Consider the following 18,633-nt stretch of genomic DNA (forward strand, 5'->3'; position numbering starts at 1 on the left):
AATCGGTTGGTGCGGGTGATCGGTCTGCGGCTGGGGCGGTGCCGGTGGGCGGCGGATCTGTCGGCTCCGGTCGTTCGCCCGCGGGCGAGGCGTCGCCAGCGGGCGGCGAATCAGTTAGCTCCGGTCGTTCGTCGGGCGGTGAATCGTCGCCAGCGGTTGGCGAAAATCCTCCGTCGACCAGTGAATCGCCGCTGAGTGGCGAATCGGTTGGCACGGGTGATTCGTCCGCGGGCGAGGCGTCGCCGGTCGGTAGTGAATCAGCCAGCGCCGGTCGTTCGCCCGCGGGCGAGGCGTCGCCAGCGGGCGGCGAATCAGTTAGCTCCGGTCGTTCGTCGGGCGGTGAATCGTCGCCAGCGGATGGCGAAAATCCTCCGTCGACCAGCGTGTCGCCGCTCGGTGGCGAAACCTTCGAGCTGGCTGGTGAGTCATCGTTCGGAAGCGACTCGCCTGAGCTGGCCAGCGCGTCGCCGTTAAATGGCGACGGGGTCCGTGCCTCGGCGGGCGAAGGGGTCGCGCGTTCGGCGAGGCAGGGTTTTCTCGCGCGGAATCGGCGGGCCGTGGTGACGTTGGCGGCGGTTGTGGTGGTCGTTGCGGCGTTGGTCGTCGCGGTGCAGATTTTGCCGGGCGGCACCGGTGACGCGAATTCCGGGAACGTCGCGGCGACCTCGTCCTTGGTGCCGAATAGCTCGAAGACGGCTCCGGTCTCGACTGTGCCTACGTCGGTGGTGCCGACCCAGCCTGGGGTGCCGCGGGCTGGGGAGTTCGGGGTGTGGGCGTCGCGGACCAGTCAGTGGCTCGACATTCCGTTGCGGGCGATGAACGGGTACGCACAGGCGACCGTCACGCTCAGCAAGGAACAGCCCGACTGTCACCTGTCCTGGATCACTCTCGCCGCGATCGGGAAGATCACCAGCGATCACGGACGGGCGCAGGGTAATCGAGTCGGAGAGAACGGGACTCTCGCGAAACCGCTTGGCACGGTGGAAGTTCTCGACTTCTATCACCGGCCGGTTTCGACGCCGGGAGCCGCGGGGCCGTTGCAGCTCTCCCCCGCGGTGTGGAGCAAGTGGCAGCGCAGTGCGTCCGGCGGCAAGCCTGACATTCAGAACATCGACGACTCGGCACTCACGGCTGGGCGCGCGCTCTGTGCGAATGGCCGCGATCTGGCGACAGATTGGTGGAACGGAGTCGCCACGTTGGAGCCGGCTCCGGTCGTTTTGCATCGGACGCTCGCGACGACCAACGTCTACGGCACGGTCGGCCAGAGCGATCAGCCGCCTAATCCCGCGGTGCTCACTGCGGTCGATTTCGCGATTGACCAGATTGGGCTGCCGTATGTCTGGGGCGGCAACGGCACTCGCGACGCCGACCCGGGATTCGACTGTTCCGGCCTGACGACCGCGGCTTACGCGAGCGCTGATGTCAAGCTGATGCGGACGGCGGACACGCAATTCCGCAGCGTTGCCCATGTGAGCGAACCCCAATTGGGCGATTTGATCTTCTACGGTGCGCCCGCTACGAAGATCCATCATGTGGGGCTGTACATCGGGAATCAGCAGATGATCGACGCGCCGCAGACTGGGCAGGCGGTGCAGGTTCATCCGTATCGGAAGCCCGGTGACGACTACGCGGGTGCAGGGCGTCCGACTGCCTGACCCGCGGCTCAACCTGTCGTGTGCGCAGCGGAAGCCTGCGAACGCGAGAAATGCCCTTGTGGCAACCCAACTACGCGCATTCGCAGACCGTGTTGGGTCCGTCAGCGTTGACGGACCAGGTCCAGGGAGACCTCCCATAGCTGCTGCGCGGACGCGGCGTCGCGGGCCCAGCGTTTTACTGCATGACTGTTGCCTGCCAGGTCGACATGGTCTGGAACTGTCACGGCTTCGTTGCCGTCGTCCAGGTAATGGCCACCGTTATGGGCGAATTCTGGAGCGGTCGCGGCGACGAGAGTGGTGGCCGCGCCTTGTTCGATGGTCTTGTAGGCGAAGACTCCGGCGGCTTCGAGCCGGTCTAGATGGTCCTTCATGTCTTGGGTGAAATCTCGTTGCAGGCCAGTGGAAACTCCGCCGGGGTTGACCGCGTTGGCGACGATTCCGTCGGCTGCCCACCGGCGAGTCGCTTCGACGGCGAACAACGAGTTGGCCGTTTTCGACTGCCCGTAAGCCAATTGGGGATCGTAGGCGCGGTGGGTAAAGTGGATGTCATCGAAGACAACGGGTGAGTACATGTGCGCGCCGGAGGTCACCGCGACGATCCGGGCCGTTCCTTGCTGATTCGCGCCTGCGGCCAGGGCGTCGTGCAGGCCCAGTGCCAGCGCGAAGTGGCCGAGGTGATTGGTCGCGAACTGCAGTTCCCAACCCTGCGGAGTGCGGCCCAGGGCCGGACGCATGACGCCGGCATTGTTGATCAGCAGGTGCAGCGGGCCGTCCCAAGTGTCGGTGAAGCGGGTCACGGTGGCGAGGTCGGCCAGGTCGAGGTGTGCGACGCGGACGGTGCGGGTTCCGGTGGAGGCGGCGATGTCCTCGGCGACGCTCGTACCGAGAGCGGTGTTTCGTACGGCCAGGGTGACGTCCGCGCCGACGGAGGCGAGCGCGCGGGCTGTTTCGCGGCCAAGGCCGGACGTGGCACCGGTGACGATCGCGCGGACGCCGGTGAGGTTCTGGCCTGTGACGACGTCGGCGGCGGTGCTGGTGGCGTCGAAGGCTGTGCGGATCAGGGAGGTTTGAGACACACTTCGGACTATACGCATTGGACTTTGTTTGTATAGTGTGTCCATGGGCAGTGATCGACGCACGCACGTACTGGACTCGGCGTTGGAGGTGTTCGCGCGCTACGGCTATCGCAAGGCGTCCATGGATGACGTCGCGAAGGCTGCGAACATCTCGCGTCCTGGCTTGTACTTCTACTTCTCGTCCAAGCCGGAGCTGTTCCGCGCCACTGTGCAGCATTCGCTCGACGGCAGCATCGAGGCAGCCCGGCTCGCTCTCGCCGATTCGCGGCAACCGCTGCGCGAGCGGCTGGTCGAGGCGTTCGACCACTGGGCCGGTCGCTACGTCGGGCCGATGGCCGCGGAGATCGGCGTTCTGATCGACTCGAATCCCGACCTGCTCGGCACCATGCCAACCGAGTACCCGAAACGGTTCCGCACACTGGTCGTCGAGACGATCGGGGGACGCTCCGCCGCCGATGCGGCCGGAACACTGATCAGCACCGCGATCGGGATCAAGCACGACGCGGAGACCCGCGACGAGTTCCGCGCTCGAATGACCATCGCGGTCAACCTTTACTGCAAACGCTGAAACTCAGGCAGGCGGCCAGTTGCACAGGGCCGCGTCGGCGACTTCCTGCAGTTCTTCACGGGTTGCGCCGCTTGCCGCTTCGACGGCGATTCCGAACGCGACAGTCATGACGTAGCGGGCCAGTCGTGCCGCGTCGGCGTTCGGCGGCAAATCGTGTTCGTCGATGGCGCGCTGGAATCGCTTCTCAAGGGCGCGACGTGCCGCGTTTCGCCACTCAACGAGCAATTCGCGTGCGGGGCGGCCTAGTTCGCCGGCCGCCAATGAGCCTTGGACGCCCAGGCATCCGGGCGGACAGTCGGGGTCGGTCGTCGCTCGGACGGCACCGTTGAGCATCGCGGCGGCCACCTTGGCGGCAGTCGGCTCGGCCCACGCTTGCGGGCCATAGGAAGCCGGGCCTTCGTCGTAGAGCGCCAAAGCCTTGCCGAACAACTGCTCTTTGTTGCCGAAAGCCGCGTACATGCTGGTTTTCGTGATGCCCATCGCCCCGGTCAGGTCGGCCAAGCTGGCCCCTTCGTAGCCCTGCTCCCAGAACACCAGCATGGCGCGTCGCAGCGCCTCGTCGGCATCGAATCCGCGCGGGCGGCCGATGTGCGCCTTGTCCTGACCGGTCACCTCGCCAGCATACCTCTTCGGTACCGATCGGTTCAGAAGTGCTACGGTCACTTTAAGTACCGATCGGTACCGAATAATTCGGAGGTCAGCAATGGGACAGCTCGAGGGCAAGACAGCGGTCGTCACCGGCGGGAGCAGCGGGATCGGCCTGGCCGCGGCCGAGCGGCTCGCCGCCGAGGGGGCGCACGTCTTCATCACCGGCCGGAACCAGGACGCGCTGGATGTTGCCGTGAAGAGCATCGGCTCAGCCACCGCGGTAGCGGGTGACATCGCCGATCTGGCGGACCTCGATCGGCTTTACGACGCGGTTCGCACCCGCGGCAAGGGGCTCGACGTCGTTTTCGCCAATGCGGCGGCGGGATCTTTCGCAAGCCTGGAGGAGACCACCGCGGAGCACTTCGATCAAGTCTTCGCCACCAACGTTCGCGGCACGCTCTTCACCGTGCAGAAAGCGTTGCCGCTGCTCAACAAGGGCGCGTCGGTGATCCTGAACTCGTCGGTGCGCGCGGATGACGGCCTCGCTTCGTTCGGGACGTATGCGGCGTCCAAAGCCGCCCTCCGTTCCTATGCCCGGACTTGGGCCAACGAACTGAAGGACCGTGAGATCCGGGTCAACGTGGTGTCGCCCGGAACCATCGACACGCCGGTGCTCGAGAAGGCGGTCGGCGCGGACAAGGTCGATGAGGCTCGGGCGAGCTTCGCGGCGAGGGTTCCGCTCGGGCGGATGGGAACGCCGCGCGAGGTCGCCGATGCCGTGCTGTTCCTCGCCTCTGACCAGAGCAGCTTCATCCTGGGCGCGAACATCTACGTCGACGGCGGCGAAAAGCAGTTCTGACCAGCGTCAGCGCGGGGACAACGACGTTCCCGCCGTTTCGCGCTGACACGTGGACTATACAATCGTGTAGTCTACTATTCATGCGTATAGCGATGATGTCATGACCGACTCCGATGACCTGACCGCGCGTGCCCGTATCCGCGACGCGGCGATGCGACACTTCGGCGAGTACGGCTTCGAGCGCGCCACGATCCGGGGCATCGCGGTGGAAGCCGGGGTGTCCTTGGGATTGGTGCGGCATCACTTCGGGTCCAAACAGGCACTCCGCGAGGCGTGCGACGCCCACCTGATCAAGCTCCTCCGACAGCTCAACGACCAGGTGCCGGAGGATCTGGCCACCAGCGTCACCGCGAATCCTGTCGCGGCGGCCCGGATCGCTGTCGGGCCCTACCGGGACTATCTCGTCCGGGCGCTGGTCGAAGGCGGCGTCGCGCCGTTGTTCGACGAGATGGTCGACCTCGGCACGAGCCGGCTTGTCGCCGCTGATCGGCAACGGACGGATCCGCCGACGGTCGACCCCAAGGTCCGCGCCGCGATCGGTGCCGCGATGGCGCTGTCCATCACTGTGCTGCACCAGCACATTTCCCGTGCGGCAGGCATCGACATCCTCAGCCCAGCGGGCGACAACATGCTCGCCCGCGCGCTGATCGACATCTACTCGCATCCGCAACTGAGCCTCGACGAAGCGCAGGCGGCGCTCGACCGCCTGCCCGCGGAAGGAAACTGACATGCCGCACGCGACGATTCCCCGCATCCCGCCGCTCGAACTCGACGAGATGGAGCCCGACCAGCAAAAACTGGCGAAACTCGGCGCGGACACCGTGATCCAGGTTCTCGCCCGCGCACCGGAAGTGATGCAGGCGTCCGGCGCGTTAGGCGCTTACCTGCTGAGCCAAGGGAAACTGCATCCACGGATCCGCGAGCTGGCGATTCTTCGCGTCGCGCTCCGGTGCGACGCTCCGTACGAGTGGGCCAACCATGCGCCCGCCGCGCTCGGCGGCGGCGCGACGGAAGCGGAGATCGCGGCTCTCTCCGATCCAGACGCCAACTGGCCGCCCGAGGACGACGCGGTGCTGCGTGCCGCCGACGAGCTGTGCGCGGATGTCTTCGTGTCCGAAGAAACCTGGGCAGCTCTCGCCGCGACCCGCGACCATGCAGAGATCATCGAGGTCCTGTTCCTTGTCGGCTACTACCGGATGATGGCGGGGTTCCTGAATTCCGCGGGCGTCCCGGTGAAGCCTGGGCAACCCGCGCTCGGCGAACCTCCGGCGCCAGTGGCTGCCGCTTCTCAGCAGGTTCGGCCGGCCAGCGGCGAAACCGGCCCGGACGGCAACTGGAAGGTCACGTTCACGCATCCGGCAGGAAGCAAAGACCTGCTGCTCGAACTCGCGACCGACGGCACCAGGGTGTCCGGTTCCATTTTTGACACTCAGCTGAAGGTCACGGTCCCCATCGTGTCGGGGACGGTCGACGGCCAGGAGGTCGCCTTCAGCGCGCTGGTGACTGATCCGGCGCGCTTCGAGGTGAGCGTCACCGGCACCGTCGACGGGGACGTGTTCACCGGCTCCGTCACGATTTCCGGCGGCGGCACCTTCCCGCTGTCTGGAGTGCGGGAGGTCAGTCCCAGTAATTGAACAAAGCTTCGCCGACTGTCGCCGGTTTCCAATACGCGATGTCGGAACGGGTGAGGTGCGGCCAGTCTTCGGCGTTGAAGGAACGTTCGAGGTCAGCCGGCGTGAGCACCTGGAACCGCTCCGTCTCCGCCAGGACAGCGGCCAGTTCCGGTTCGTCGACGAACTCCAACGGCCCGGATTCCCGCGCTGGTGCGAAGTCGAGCGAGCGAGGGCGGGCGAGCGCGATCACCGGCACGTCGTTGGCCGCGACGACCGAGACTGTGCGGCCGGGGTACTCGATGACGGCTTGCCAGAAGTTCGGGGTGACGGCCGGGACACGGAAGTCGGTCAAGGTCCCGCCGGTACGACGGGCGAAGCCGTAACAGAGACGGCGAACTTCGCGGACCTCGACCACCGTCGCATTCTACGCGGCCGTTCCCCCGGCGGTGGGCGCGGAATTGCGGCGGACGAGGACGGGTGGTCTTCTTGGCTGAAGATCGAAAGGTGAGCCGCCATGCCGTACGCGTACACATTCGACCAGATCCGCGACCGGCCGGTCACCGTGTTCGGTGCCGGGACGCTGGGCAGGCGCATCGCGCTGATGTTCGCCTCGCGCGGCGGGACCGTGCGGATCAGCGACCCGAGCGCCGACCAGGTCGCCGCGGCGGCGGAATACGTGGCGGAGGCGTTGCCTGTCCTGATTGAAAAACGCGGCAGCGGCGAGGTCGGCCAGGTCGAGGACGCAGCGTCGATTGAGGACGCGCTGCGCGACGCGTGGCTCGTTGTGGAGGCGGTGCCAGAGCGGCTGGACATCAAAATCCCGCTGTGGGGCCAAATCGACGAAGCCTCGCCCGCCGACACCATCTTCGCCACGAACTCGTCGTCGTATCCGTCGCGGATGATGGCCGAGAAGGTGCGCGACAAATCGCGGATGTGCAACATCCACTTCTACATGCCGCCGACGGCGAACGCGGTCGACCTCATGTCCGACGGCGAAACCGGCCGGACCGTGCTCGACACGCTGCTCGGAGTGCTGCCGGAGTTCGGCATTCATCCGTTCGAGGCGCGCAAGGAAAGCGTCGGCTTCATTTTCAACCGCGTGTGGGCGGCGATCAAACGGGAATCGCTGGCCGTCGTCGCGGAGGGCGTCGCCCGGCCGGAGGACGTGGACGGGATGTTCAAGATCAACTGGCACCTGTCGTACGGGCCGTTCCAGATGATGGACCAGGTCGGCCTTGACGTCGTGCTGGACATCGAAAACCATTACGCGGACGAGAATCCGCACCTTCCCGCCGGGCCGAGGGAGCTGCTGCGCAGCTACGTCGAGGCGGGGAAGCTCGGGATCAAGACCGGCGAGGGGTTCTACTCGTACGGCTGAATCACGGCAGCACGACGTCGACCTGCAGCCCGCCGTCCGCCACCGCGACCGCGGACACCCGGCCGCGGTGTGCGGTGGCTACCGAGTTCACGATCGACAATCCGAGGCCGGCTCCGTCGCGATGGTTCAGGCGTTCGGCAGTCAGCCTGCGGAACGGCTGGAACAGCGAATCGACCGCCTCGGCAGGCACTCGGTCGCCGGAGTTGCGGACGCTCAGCGCCGGCTCGCCGCCGACGTTCACCTCGACCCATCCGCCGGGACGGTTGTACTTGATCGCGTTGTGCACGAGGTTGGCGATCATCCTTTCCAGCAGGAGGGGATCGCCGGATACCGTGCGCTCGGCCGACTGACGGCGCAGGGTCAGTTCGTGCTCGGTCAGCTGATCGCCGTACCGCGCGACGACGGCGTCCACCAGCTCGTCAAGCCGGACCGGGATGGCGCCGGGCAGGCCGCGGTCAGCTTCGGCCAGCACCAGCAGGCCTTCGATCAGCTGCTCATTGCGTTCGTTGACGACCAGCAGCTGCGCCGCGAGCCGCTGCACGTCCTCTCCCCCGCCGGTGACGATCGCGACCTCAGCGAGCGTCCGCTGCACCGCTAGCGGCGTGCGCAGCTCATGTGACGCGTTCGCGGCGAATCGGCGCTGGCCTTCGAAGCCGACAGCGACCCGGTCGAGCATTCCGTTGACCGCCGTGGAGAGGACGCGCAATTCGTGCTCGGTCTGGTGCGACGGCATGCGCTGCCCCAGGTTCCGCGGGCCGAGTTCGTCGATCGTGGACGAAAGATCCAGCAGCGGCCGCACGACCCAGGACACCAGCGGACGCCACGCGCGAATCGCCAGCACGACGACAGCGACCAGCGGCAGGAACCACCAGATCGTGCCCAGCGGGTCACGGCAGCCGGTGCCGCGCGGGCAGAACGATTGGTCCGCATAGGTCCCGAGCACCATGGCCAGGCCCTTCCCGACGGGGTACGCCAGCACCAGCGCGACCAGCAGCCCGCCGAGGAACACCAGCTCGATGCGACCGCGGAGCGAGCCTCGGGCCCGTTTCAGGTAGCCAAACGGTAGCCAGCTCCGGGAACGGTGTGGACTATCGGCGGCGGGCCGAGCTTCTTCCGCAGCGTCATGACCGTCATCCGCACTGTGTTCGTGAACGGATCGGCGTGTTCGTCCCATGCCTTCTCCAGCAGCTCTTCCGGGCTGACAACCCGCTCCTCGGCTCGCAGCAGCACCTCCAGCACGGCGAACTCCTTGGGAGACAAGGACAATGGCCGACCGTCCCGCGACGCGAACCGCTTCGCCGGGTCCAGCTCGACACCCGCCCCGTGCAGCACCGGCGGCAACGAGGGCCGGGCCCGCCTCGCCAGCGCGTGCACCCTGGCGACGAGTTCGGCGAACGCGAACGGCTTCGTCAGATAATCGTCCGCGCCGAGACCGAGCCCCTCGACCCGGTCGCGAATACCCGCCGCGGCGGTCAGCATCAGCACCCGGGTCTCGCCACCGTCGCCGGCGATTCTGCGGCAGATCTCGTCGCCGTGCACCCGCGGCAGGTCACGGTCGAGCAGCACCACGTCATACCGATGGACGGCGACGCGTTCGAGCGCGGCATCGCCGTCGTAGCAGACGTCGACTGCCATGCCCAGATGCCGCAAGCCTTCCGTGACGGAGTCGGCCAGCATCCGCTCGTCTTCGGCCACGAGCACTCGCATTCAGCTTCTCCTCACGAGCGCCAGTACAACGCCGGGCGGATAAAGACCGGATAAACGCCGATCTTAACTGCCCGGGATCATCCGCTGACTAGACCTGCGGAATGATCTTCGCCGGGAAACGCGCGTCTCATGCACGGTTCGCTGCGGCGGGCGGCTCTGTCACGAGAATTTGGCCTGCCGCGCGGTTCCAGCGCGGCGCACGGCCCGGGTCGAGTGCGCGAGTTCAGCCTCGTGCACTGCTCAAGCCGGACGGATCCGCCTCGCAGATCACGCCAGTCAGCCGGGTCGCGGTCGCCACGTCCGGTCCATCGTCCAGGCCGCCCGCAGTGGCCGGGAGCGCTGGACGGCTCACATCGGCTGCTCAGTCCGGCCCCTCGGCGCGACCTGGGTCCCTTGCGCTGCCCGGATTCGTCGCATGGCTCGGGCTGATCGCACGGGTCTGGCCCGTCACACGAGTCGCCGGGAAACGCGCGTCCGTCCCGAAGCTCGCTGGAAGACACACGCCGACCTCAGCGCGTGCGGGAATGCGTGGCTTCGCAGCGAGATCTTTCGGAGCGAACGCGTCTGTCACCGTGCCCGCCGGGATGCGCGGGTCCGCACCAGCGCTCGCCGGAGGAGACGCGTCCGCCTCGGCGCGCTCCAGGAAACGCGCCTTGACGGCCCGGTTTCCCCGATGGGAAGCGTCTGCCGTTGGGCTCGCCGGGTCGATACTGGTTTCGCTCGGCGCGTTCGGCGCGGGCGCGACGTTGCGGCATGATCCCGTGCTGTCGGGAACCGTGTTCAGCATCGTGCGCTTCGGCCATGGCCGCCTGCTGGCGACCGTTGTTGTCTATCTCGGCATTTTCCTCCTGGTGTCAGCTTGGGTCCGATTAGGACATTCCGCGCGCGCGGGCCAGGCGAACGCGCGGAAGATCGTGCGGACCACCTGGATGTGGTGCGTACCGCTGCTCTGTGCGCCGCCGTTGTTCAGCACGGACCTGTACACGTATCTCGCACAGGGCGTGGTGGCGCACGCCGGATTCGATCCCTACACCCGCGTTGCGGCTGATTTTCCGGGACCGATCACCGACAACGCGGCGGGCGGCTGGCTTCGTGTTCCGTCGCCCTATGGTCCGTTGCATATCTTGATCGTGAAAAGCGTCCTCTCGGTGACTGGTGACAACGTGATTCTCGGGGCGCTGCTGACCCGCCTTGCCATGACGGCGGGTCTGGCGCTGATGTGCGTCGCTGTGCCGATCTTGTGCCGGCAGCTGGGCTCGCGGCCGGAATGTGCGCTGTGGATGGCAGTCGCGAACCCGTTGACGGTGCTGTGCGTGGTTTCAGGAGGGCACAACGATTTACTGATGATCGGGCTCTTGAGTGCGGGCGCTGCGCTGGTGATCACCACTGTACCAGGATTGGGGTTCGTCTTGGTAGCACTTGCCGCAGCAGTGAAGGCTCCGGCGGCAGTGGCGTTGCCGTTTCTCTTGTGGGAGTGGGCCCGCCGTCGCTCTGGCGGGCGGACTTCTGTTCGAGGCTATGGATTCACGCTCGTCGCCACAGTGTCCATTGTGGTCAGTACGATGGGCCTGTGCAGCGTCGCCGCAGGGGTCAGCCTCGGGTGGATAGGTGCGTTGAGCGGAAATTCAGTGCTCGAACCATGGCTCTCGGCCTCGACTTCGGCCGGGAAAATCGTGGGCCTTCTGACAGGCGATCCCGCGGCAGCCGTTGCGGTGAGCCGGATTGCGGGCTGCGTCGTACTCGTGGCTGTGGTCGCCTGGCTGTGGTGGCGTTCGCGAGCCGGCGGCGCGGACGCGGTGCGCGGAGCTGCTGCGGCTTTATTCGTGACCGTTGTGCTGGCCCCGGTGGCTCTTCCCTGGTATTTCACGTGGCCGTTGGTTCTGGGAAGCGCTGCTGCGTGGCCTGTTTCCCGGGTCGCCGTTGCGGCTGCTGCGTCCACGTGGCTGGTGGTCAGCACTCATCCTGACGGGAAAAGCCTGCTGCCGCCATGGGGATTCGCGGTGCTGGCGGTGGCGTCGGTCGTCGTGGGCATGCTGACCATGCGCGGGAAGTTCGCACTCCTGGGTGACGTTGGCGCTGGTAGAGTGGTGGCATCAACCTTCGAAGGTTCTTCTTTACCCATCAATGGATTTCTTGCCATTCGCGCGAAACTGCATGCCGGTTTGAGCGTGGCGCTCAAGAGTCGCGGCTGTGTCGCTGTTGCTGCGCCGCGATCCGCCCAAGTGGAGAGGTACAGCTGCCGCGAGGAACAACGCGGGTGCTTGGCTGAGCCGGGCGTGGCACGACCGTCGTGTGGGCGCGGGTGCGGGCGCACCCGCACGACGGGGCCAGCCACGCCTGACTGAGCGGGCGTCGCTGCCGAGCTGACCCGGGTCGCCGGGGCGGCACCGGGCCCGCGGGGATCGGAATAGCTCCACGCGCAGCCAGTCATGGGAATGACAGGGCCACGCTCCATCAGCACGGCCACAGCACGACCAAAACCCATCAAGCATGGCCGGGACACGACCGAACTCCATCAGGCACGGCCGGAACACGAGCAAACTCCGCCAGACACGACCGGAACAGGACCAAACCCCATCAGGCACAGGCAGACCACCGCCAAGCTCCAGAGAGGAGAGCGCAGAGGCAACTACGAGAGAGCTCAATCCAGCGAAACCGCGACTTCTTCCAGCGCGTCCATCGACTCCTGCATGCCACCCTCCATACCGGACTCCAGGATGGCGTCGCGGAGTTCCTTGGTGTGCGTTTCGGTCAGGATGGTCACGGTGGTGCGGTCGCCCGATTCGGCGAAGGTCACGGTGACCACGGGGGCGTCGACGTCCAAGGCTCCTGGGGTTTCGTAGACCTCGGTATGGACCAGGCGTTCGTTGGGGACTATCTCTCGATATTCGCCGTGAAAGGCGACCTCGAAATTGCCGTTCGCGAGCATCACGTAGCGCCATTGGCCACCGACGCGCAGATCGATGTCCACGGACGTCACGGTGCCCCGTTTGCCTGCCCACCAGCGTTTCACCAGGTCGGGCGTGGTCCAGGCGCGGTAGACGTGCTGTCGCGGGGCGGCGAAGTCGCGGGTGATCAGGATCTGGTCGTCAGCGGGCAGCGTCACCTTCGCCGTGCCGGTCGTCGTGTCAGTCATGGGCTTCCTCCTCGGTCGGGTCCATTTCTTCCAGCACGGCGTCCAGCGATGCGAACCGTTCCTCCCAGGAGCGTTCGTAGCGGCGGACCCAGTCGTGAATGGGCTTGAGGGCGCGGCCGTTCAGGCGGTAGAGGCGTTGCCTGCCCTCGTCCCGCACCTCGACCGCGCCTACCTCGCGCAGGACTCGCAGGTGTTTCGACACTTGCGGCTGGCCTAAGCCCAGCGCGCGGACCAGGTCGTTCACTGGGCGTTCGCCCTCGGCGAGGACGTCCAGGATTTCCCGGCGCCGTGGTTCGGCGACGGCGTTGAAGACGTCCGCGGTGGTTGCTGCCCGTGCCATGCGGCAATCATATGCCGATATGGGTATGCGTCAAGAGGCTGGGCGGGCGCGGACGTGGAAGCGTTCTCCTTGCGGACCGAACAGGGCCAGGACCTCACAGACCTCGTCCCCCGCGTTGCCGAACCAGTGCGGGACGTGGGTGTCGAACTCGGCGACCTCGCCTGGACGGAGGACCACGTCGTGTTCGCCGAGCATCAGGCGCAGTTGTCCGGATAGGACGTACATCCACTCGTACCCCTCGTGGACCCGCTGGTCCGGGGGTTCTGCGGAGCGCTCCGGCGGGAGGATCATCTTGTACGCGCGCAGACCGCCTGGGCGGCGGGTGAGCGGCAGGTAGGTGCGGCCGTGCCGGACGAATGGTTTCGGGTGCAGGCGCGGGTCGCCGGTCGGGGGTGCGCCGACCAGTTCGTCCAGCGGGACCTGGTAGGCGCGGGCCAGAGCGAGCAGCAGTTCCAGGGTCGGTTTGCGCTGGCCGGCCTCGAGCCGGGACAGGGTGCTCACCGAGATGCCGGTCGTTTCCGAGAGGCCGGTCAGCGTCGCGTTGCGTTGTTTGCGCAGGGCGCGCAGCCTCGGGCCGACCGCGTGCAGGACCTCGCCGAGGCCCTGGTCGTCTTCGCTCATGCCGGTCAATTTGCCACTTCGGCAAAGAACTTTGTCAAGTCGGCGCGTTCTCCGGATAGTCCGGTGGCACGGGGACCGACAGGAGGACGCAGTGGACGAGAAGTACGACGTGGTGGTGGTCGGCGGCGGGGCGGCCGGGCTCAGCGGGGCGGTGGCGCTCGCTCGGTCGCGGCGGTCGGTGCTGGTCGTGGATTCCGGCGAACCGCGCAACGCGCCTGCCGGGCACGTGCACAACTACCTTGGCCGCGAAAGCACGCCGCCCGCCGAGTTGCTCTCGCTCGGGCGCGCGGAACTGGCCGGGTACGGCGGCGAGGTGGTCGCGCAGACGGTGACGTCGATTGCCAAGGGGGACAACGGGTTCGAGATCTCCCTGGCCGACGGGCGGCGCACGCACGCACGGCGGGTGCTGGTCGCGACCGGTCTCGTCGACGAGCTTCCCGAGGTCGCCGGGCTGGCGGCGCGGTGGGGGCGCGACGTGCTGCATTGCCCGTACTGCCACGGCTGGGAGGTGCGCGACCGGGCGGTCGGCGTGCTCTCGACCGGTCCGATGACCGTGCACCAGGCGTTGATGTGGCGGCAGCTTACCGACGACGTGGTCGTTTTCCGGCACACGCAGAGGGATTTCGACGAGGCTCCGCTGCTGGCTCGCGGGATCCGGATCGTGGACGGGGTGGTCGCGGCGGTCGAGGCCGAAAGCGACCAGCTGACCGGGGTGCGGCTCGAGTCAGGTGAGGTCGTGGCGCGCGAGGCATTGGCGGTCGCGGCGCCGGCCAGGACCCGGGCGGACTTTCTCGCGCCGCTCGGGATCGAGCCGGAGCCGGTGGAGTTCAACGGGTTCGTGATCGGCACGCGGGTTCCCGCGGACACCGCCGGGCGGACGTCCGTGCCCGGTTTGTGGGTGGCGGGGAACGTCACGGACATGCGGGCGCAGGTCGTCGTTTCGGCCGCGGCGGGGTTGATGGCCGGGGCGGCGATCAACGGCGAACTGGTCGAGGAGGAAGCCGCGGAAGCTGTGCGGCTGCGGGAAAGGCCGTTCTCGCACGAGATGGAGCGGGAGGTCGCGCGGGCCAACGAGCACCACGCGGAGCCGCCGCCGTTCGACCGGGCTTCCTGGGAGGAGCGGTATCGCTCGCGGGACGAGATGTGGAGCGGGCGGCCGAACGATCAGCTCGTGACCGAGGCTCGCGGCCTCGAACCGGGCCACGCGCTGGACGCCGGCTGCGGCGAGGGCGGCGACGCGCTGTGGCTCGCGCAGCAGGGCTGGCGCGTGACGGCGGTCGACTTCTCCACGACGGCCATCGAACGCGGACGCGCGCAGGCGGCGAAACTCGGGGTGGCGGACCGGATCACGTGGGTCGCCGCGGACGTGGGCGAGTGGGCGCCGGAGTCGAAGTTCGACCTGGTGACGTCGCATTTCCTGCACATTCCGTCGGCGGCCCGGACGGTGGCGTTCGCGCGGCTCGCGGAGGCGGTGGCTCCGGGCGGGACGCTGCTGGTGGTGGGGCACGACCCCGCGGATCACCACGCCGGCCGGCCGCACATGGCGGACATGATGTTCACGGCTGAGGAAGTGGCGGAGACGTTGGATCAGTCGTGGGCTTCGGTGGCTGCGGACGTTCGCGAAAGGCCCGCGGTTGGGGCGGAGATGGTGGTCCGGGACACGGTGCTGGTGGCTCGGAAGAGGTGACGGCTCCCCCGGTCTGGCTGGAACGCGGTCAGACCGGGGTCGGTCGCATCAAGTTGCCGAGGAACGGCGCGAAACAACCGCCGTCGACCTGGGGCGAACGACGTCGCCCGACGGCCGCGGGTCTTCGTGAGCAGTCCGCGGTCGTCGCGGAACCGGCGTTGCCGCGTGGGAAGAACGCCGCCGGTCCAGGTCGGCCGCACGCGGGCGGTCGGTGACGTTGCGGCTCACCGCGCTGGCAGAACGGTGACCGGGTGGTATGCCTCCGACGCCGGGACGCGGGCTCGTCAGGAGACGGACGCTCGCACTGGCCGGGTACCGCCGATACCCCGGAAGCTCCGGAGCGCGGACAGATACAGCGCGGCGGTGATGCTCGGCGAAGCGGAGACGGACGTCTCCCGGAGTGACCGTCCCGATGGTCGCCTGAACCGGAGGAATCAGGCGTGGTGCACGGATTCCACGGTGCACAGGTGCGGGTCGCTCTCGGCCAAGGACAGGGCGGCGGACAGGTGTTCGCGGCATTCCGGGGCGACGAGCATGGCCTGGAAGTCCTCGGCGCTCGCCCACTGGGCGTAGTTCACCACGCGCGTGCCGTCGATGCTCGCGTGGATGTTCGCGGACACGAAGCCGGGCTGGTGGCGGATGACTTCCTCCGTCGCCGTCGTCAGGACATCGACTAGGGCCCGCTGCTTCTCCGGGGCGACGGTGAAGACGTTCACCAGGGTGGCGAGGTCGGCGTCGGTGCTGATGGTTGTCATGACGCTTCCTTACGGCAGGTTCTTGTCTCGAGTCAACAGACGACGCAGCGGGTGGCCGAGGAGCGGATGCATTTGACCCGGCCGCCCCGGCAACCCTCGGTGACCGATGAGTTTTCGTCGTTCCGCCGGTCTACCTCGTATCAAGCACACGAGGAGGACCCATGGGCAAGGTATTGTGGCACGTCGCGATGTCGCTGGACGGGTTCGTCGCCGCGGACGGGCATGCGATGGATTGGATGTCGGGCGTGCGCGTCACGCCGGGGGTGCACGAGGAATCCGTCGCGCGGGTCGGGGCGATTCTGGGCGGGCGGCGCGGGTTTGACGCGCTAGCCGCCCGGGCGCCGGGGGAGGTCGCCAGGCAGCCGTATGGCGGAGCGTGGCGCGGGCCGGTTTTCGTGCTTACCCATCATCCGGAGGACGCGCCGGCCGAGGACGGGGTCGCGTTTCTCGACTGCGACGTCCGGGAGGCGGTCGAGATCGGGCTCGCGGCGGCCGGCGGGAAGGATCTGGAACTGCACAGCCAGGACATCGCGCGGCAGTGCGTTGAGCTGGGGATTCTCGATGAGTTCCTGGTGCATCTCATGCCGGTGATGCTGGGGTCCGGGGTGCGGCTGTTCGACAATCCGGGCGGGAAACCGGTTCGGTGGGATCGGGTGCACGACGGGGATCCGGCGCTCGCGGTCGACCTGCGGTATCGGCTCGCCTCCGGACGCTGAATCCCGGTCAGCGGGACGAAGCGGCCTACTAATGGCGTATGGCACCGACGCGGTTATTGGTCTATACCATTTGGACAGGGGTTTACCGCCCCTCGGTCCTCACCGTGGAGGTTCCACCTATGCGTCTCCCCTCCCCCCGGAAACTGGCGGCTGCGCTCGGCGGGTTGCTGGCCGTAGCCGGACTCGCGGCGCCGCAGGGCGCCGCGGCTGCGGCGAGCGACTCGTCGATCGCGCTCGCGCCCTATGTGGACATGGGCGCGTGGCCGTCGCCTGTGTTGTCTTCGATGGCCGAGCAAAGCGGCATCAAGAGTTTTACTCTCGGCTTCGTCACCGGAGCTGCGTGCAAGGCCAGCTGGTTCGCTGCCTACGATCCCCGGCAAGGTTGGCAGTCCGACGAAATCGCGAAGATCCGCGCGGCAGGCGGAGACGTCAAAGTCTCCTTCGGCGGCGCGTCCGGCGTCGAGCTCGCGCAGGCGTGCGGTGACGTCAATTCGCTGGTCGCCGAGTACGAGGCGGTGATCAAAGCCTACGACCTCAAGTACATCGACATCGACATCGAGGGCGCGGCGGTCGCCGACCCCGGGTCGATCAAGCTTCGGTCGCAGGCGCTGAAAAAAGTGCAGGACGACAATCCCGGGCTCAAGATTTCCCTGACGCTGCCGGTCCTTCCGACCGGGCTCACCTCGGACGGGCTGAACGTCGTGACCTCGGCCCGGGACGCGGGCGTCAATCTCGACCTGGTGAACGTCATGGCGATGGACTACTACCAGGGCCCCGGCGACCAAGGCGCCAAAGCGATCCAGGCGGCGCAATCCACGCAGGCGCAACTGAAATCGGCGCTCGGACTGTCCGATGCGGACGCTTGGCAGAAGGTGGGACTCACGCCGATGCTGGGCGCCAACGATTCGCAGAACGAGATCTTCTACCAGAAGGACGCCAGCGCGGTCGTGAGCTACGCGCAAAGTGTCCACATGGGAATGCTGTCGTTCTGGGAACTCGGCCGAGACGCGAACGCGTGCAGCGGACCGCTGTACCGGTGCACCAACATTTCGCAGCAGCCGTACGAGTTCTCGAAGATCTTCGCCGGGTACTCCGGCTGAGGGAAAGACGGAGCAGCCCGGGCCCGGCGCGGGACCCGGGCTGACTCCGGAACAGCTTTCGAAAACCGGGATCAGGGCAGGTAGTACATCGGGTTCGGCAGCTTCACCGGGTGATCCGCGTAGCCGCCTTCGAGGTCGCTGAACTGGTCGCCCAGGTTGAGCACGATGTGCGCGCCGGTCGACTGGATGTGCGCGCGGGTGCCCGACTTGTATTGCACGGTGTTGCAGTTCAGGCCGCACGGCAGGTAGTCCGGCGGGGTGGTCTTCGGCTTGAAGTACGCACCGGCCGGGGTCGGGTAGCCCTCGTTGGCGAGGTTCTTGAGCGACTGCGGGCCCTGTTTGTCGTTGCGGCCGGTCAGGAAGTAGATCTGCACGCCTCGTTCGGCGGCCCACTTCGTCAGCTCCAGCACCGGTTTGTTGGCCTCGAAGGTGCCGTCGTCGATGGCTTTCTGCTGCTTCGCCGGGTCGAAGCCGAAGTCGTTGTCGGCTTCCCAGCCATAGGTGATCTCGGACGTGTCGTCCACGTCGAGCACGATCGCCGGGTTCTTCACCTTCCCCAGCTTCTGCTGCAGGTACCGCTTCGCGTCGGCGAGCACGCGCTTGGTGTCGGTGACGAACCGGCTGGTCTCGGAGTAGTGGTGCTTGCCGGACGCGTCGAGCCAGTCGCCGTAGTACGCCTTGACGTCGTTCTTCACCTGGCCGATGTTGGCCGGTTCGCGGCCGTGCGCGGCGGTGACGGCGTCCGAACCGGCGAGTGCGGTCGCGCCGCCTGCGACGGTGGCGCCGACGGCCGCGGCGGCGGCCAATTTGACGAGAGCGGGAAAACGAGACACA

The 18,633-nt window shown here is 67.2% G+C and carries 20 protein-coding genes; 10 read left to right on the forward strand and 10 right to left on the reverse strand.

Annotated elements, in window-relative coordinates; translation table 11 throughout:
- Positions 1–557 precede the first annotated feature (557 nt).
- The gene (locus H4281_RS18950; RefSeq protein WP_182892587.1) at positions 558–1,655 is read left to right on the forward strand and encodes a C40 family peptidase; all 1,098 of its coding nucleotides are present in this window, start codon (positions 558–560) and stop codon (positions 1,653–1,655) included.
- Between the two features lie 101 nt (positions 1,656–1,756).
- On the opposite strand, the gene H4281_RS18955 is transcribed toward H4281_RS18950, so the two are convergent.
- Entirely contained in the window at positions 1,757–2,776 is a 1,020-nt protein-coding gene (locus H4281_RS18955) for an SDR family NAD(P)-dependent oxidoreductase (protein ID WP_246412061.1), read from the reverse strand.
- Between H4281_RS18955 and H4281_RS18960 the strand changes: the two genes are divergently transcribed.
- Entirely contained in the window at positions 2,775–3,299 is a 525-nt protein-coding gene (locus H4281_RS18960) for a TetR/AcrR family transcriptional regulator (RefSeq protein WP_182892264.1), read from the forward strand. The genes H4281_RS18955 and H4281_RS18960 overlap by 2 nt on opposite strands.
- Positions 3,300–3,302: 3 nt before the next feature.
- On the opposite strand, the gene H4281_RS18965 is transcribed toward H4281_RS18960, so the two are convergent.
- Complete coding sequence (locus H4281_RS18965; RefSeq protein ID WP_182892265.1) at positions 3,303–3,911, reverse strand: TetR/AcrR family transcriptional regulator; 609 nt, start codon at positions 3,909–3,911, stop codon at positions 3,303–3,305.
- Positions 3,912–4,002: 91 nt separating this feature from the next.
- On the opposite strand from H4281_RS18965, the gene H4281_RS18970 reads away from it, so the two are divergent.
- The 3 genes from H4281_RS18970 to H4281_RS18980 all read left to right on the forward strand — a co-directional run bounded on the left by H4281_RS18970 (position 4,003) and on the right by H4281_RS18980 (position 6,380).
- On the forward strand, positions 4,003–4,746 hold the full coding sequence (locus H4281_RS18970) for an SDR family oxidoreductase (protein ID WP_182892266.1): 744 nt from the start codon (positions 4,003–4,005) through the stop codon (positions 4,744–4,746).
- Positions 4,747–4,846: 100 nt separating this feature from the next.
- Entirely contained in the window at positions 4,847–5,473 is a 627-nt protein-coding gene (locus H4281_RS18975) for a TetR/AcrR family transcriptional regulator (protein ID WP_182892267.1), read from the forward strand.
- Between the two features lies 1 nt (position 5,474).
- On the forward strand, positions 5,475–6,380 hold the full coding sequence (locus tag H4281_RS18980) for a carboxymuconolactone decarboxylase family protein (protein WP_182892268.1): 906 nt from the start codon (positions 5,475–5,477) through the stop codon (positions 6,378–6,380).
- Here H4281_RS18980 and H4281_RS18985 read toward each other — a convergent pair.
- Positions 6,364–6,774, reverse strand: coding sequence for a hypothetical protein (locus H4281_RS18985; protein ID WP_182892269.1), 411 nt, complete (start codon positions 6,772–6,774; stop codon positions 6,364–6,366). The two genes, H4281_RS18980 and H4281_RS18985, sit on opposite strands and share 17 nt — an antisense overlap.
- A gap of 99 nt (positions 6,775–6,873) precedes the next feature.
- Between H4281_RS18985 and H4281_RS18990 the strand changes: the two genes are divergently transcribed.
- Positions 6,874–7,737, forward strand: a complete 864-nt coding sequence (locus tag H4281_RS18990) for a 3-hydroxyacyl-CoA dehydrogenase family protein (RefSeq protein WP_182892270.1) — start codon at positions 6,874–6,876, stop codon at positions 7,735–7,737.
- Position 7,738: 1 nt separating this feature from the next.
- Here H4281_RS18990 and H4281_RS18995 read toward each other — a convergent pair whose 3' ends face one another.
- Positions 7,739–8,746 (reverse strand): sensor histidine kinase, encoded by a 1,008-nt coding sequence (locus H4281_RS18995; RefSeq protein WP_237598312.1) that lies wholly within the window; start codon positions 8,744–8,746, stop codon positions 7,739–7,741.
- Positions 8,747–8,784: 38 nt separating this feature from the next.
- Positions 8,785–9,444, reverse strand: a complete 660-nt coding sequence (locus tag H4281_RS19000; protein ID WP_182892271.1) for a response regulator transcription factor — start codon at positions 9,442–9,444, stop codon at positions 8,785–8,787.
- A 653-nt stretch (positions 9,445–10,097) separates the two neighbouring features.
- Between H4281_RS19000 and mptB the strand changes: the two genes are divergently transcribed.
- Positions 10,098–11,789 (forward strand): polyprenol phosphomannose-dependent alpha 1,6 mannosyltransferase MptB, encoded by a 1,692-nt coding sequence (gene mptB, locus H4281_RS19005; protein WP_182892272.1) that lies wholly within the window; start codon positions 10,098–10,100, stop codon positions 11,787–11,789.
- Between the two features lie 296 nt (positions 11,790–12,085).
- Here the strand turns inward: mptB and H4281_RS19010 are convergent, their stop codons facing one another.
- From H4281_RS19010 to H4281_RS19020, 3 genes are read right to left on the reverse strand one after another with little or no spacing between them, the layout of a single operon-like run.
- Entirely contained in the window at positions 12,086–12,580 is a 495-nt protein-coding gene (locus H4281_RS19010; protein WP_182892273.1) for an SRPBCC family protein, read from the reverse strand.
- On the reverse strand, positions 12,573–12,920 hold the full coding sequence (locus tag H4281_RS19015; protein WP_182892274.1) for an ArsR/SmtB family transcription factor: 348 nt from the start codon (positions 12,918–12,920) through the stop codon (positions 12,573–12,575). Before H4281_RS19015 ends, H4281_RS19010 begins: the two co-directional genes overlap by 8 nt.
- A 30-nt stretch (positions 12,921–12,950) precedes the next feature.
- Entirely contained in the window at positions 12,951–13,541 is a 591-nt protein-coding gene (locus H4281_RS19020; RefSeq protein WP_182892275.1) for a helix-turn-helix domain-containing protein, read from the reverse strand.
- Positions 13,542–13,632: 91 nt separating this feature from the next.
- On the opposite strand from H4281_RS19020, the gene H4281_RS19025 reads away from it, so the two are divergent.
- Positions 13,633–15,228: a bifunctional NAD(P)/FAD-dependent oxidoreductase/class I SAM-dependent methyltransferase gene (locus H4281_RS19025; RefSeq protein ID WP_182892276.1), complete on the forward strand. Its 1,596-nt coding sequence runs from the start codon at positions 13,633–13,635 to the stop codon at positions 15,226–15,228.
- A 434-nt stretch (positions 15,229–15,662) separates the two neighbouring features.
- Here the strand turns inward: H4281_RS19025 and H4281_RS19030 are convergent, their stop codons facing one another.
- Positions 15,663–15,983, reverse strand: a complete 321-nt coding sequence (locus H4281_RS19030) for an antibiotic biosynthesis monooxygenase family protein (RefSeq protein WP_182892277.1) — start codon at positions 15,981–15,983, stop codon at positions 15,663–15,665.
- A 161-nt stretch (positions 15,984–16,144) separates the two neighbouring features.
- On the opposite strand from H4281_RS19030, the gene H4281_RS19035 reads away from it, so the two are divergent.
- Together H4281_RS19035 and H4281_RS19040 are read left to right on the forward strand one after the other, a co-directional pair.
- Positions 16,145–16,699 (forward strand): dihydrofolate reductase family protein, encoded by a 555-nt coding sequence (locus tag H4281_RS19035; protein WP_182892278.1) that lies wholly within the window; start codon positions 16,145–16,147, stop codon positions 16,697–16,699.
- A 119-nt stretch (positions 16,700–16,818) separates the two neighbouring features.
- The gene (locus tag H4281_RS19040; RefSeq protein ID WP_182892279.1) at positions 16,819–17,799 is read left to right on the forward strand and encodes a chitinase; all 981 of its coding nucleotides are present in this window, start codon (positions 16,819–16,821) and stop codon (positions 17,797–17,799) included.
- A gap of 71 nt (positions 17,800–17,870) precedes the next feature.
- Here the strand turns inward: H4281_RS19040 and H4281_RS19045 are convergent, their stop codons facing one another.
- Entirely contained in the window at positions 17,871–18,632 is a 762-nt protein-coding gene (locus H4281_RS19045) for an HAD family acid phosphatase (protein WP_182892280.1), read from the reverse strand.
- Position 18,633 lies beyond the last annotated feature (1 nt).

This window comes from Amycolatopsis dendrobii, from assembly GCF_014145675.1.
In the GTDB taxonomy this organism is placed as follows: Bacteria; Actinomycetota; Actinomycetes; order Mycobacteriales; family Pseudonocardiaceae; genus Amycolatopsis; species Amycolatopsis dendrobii.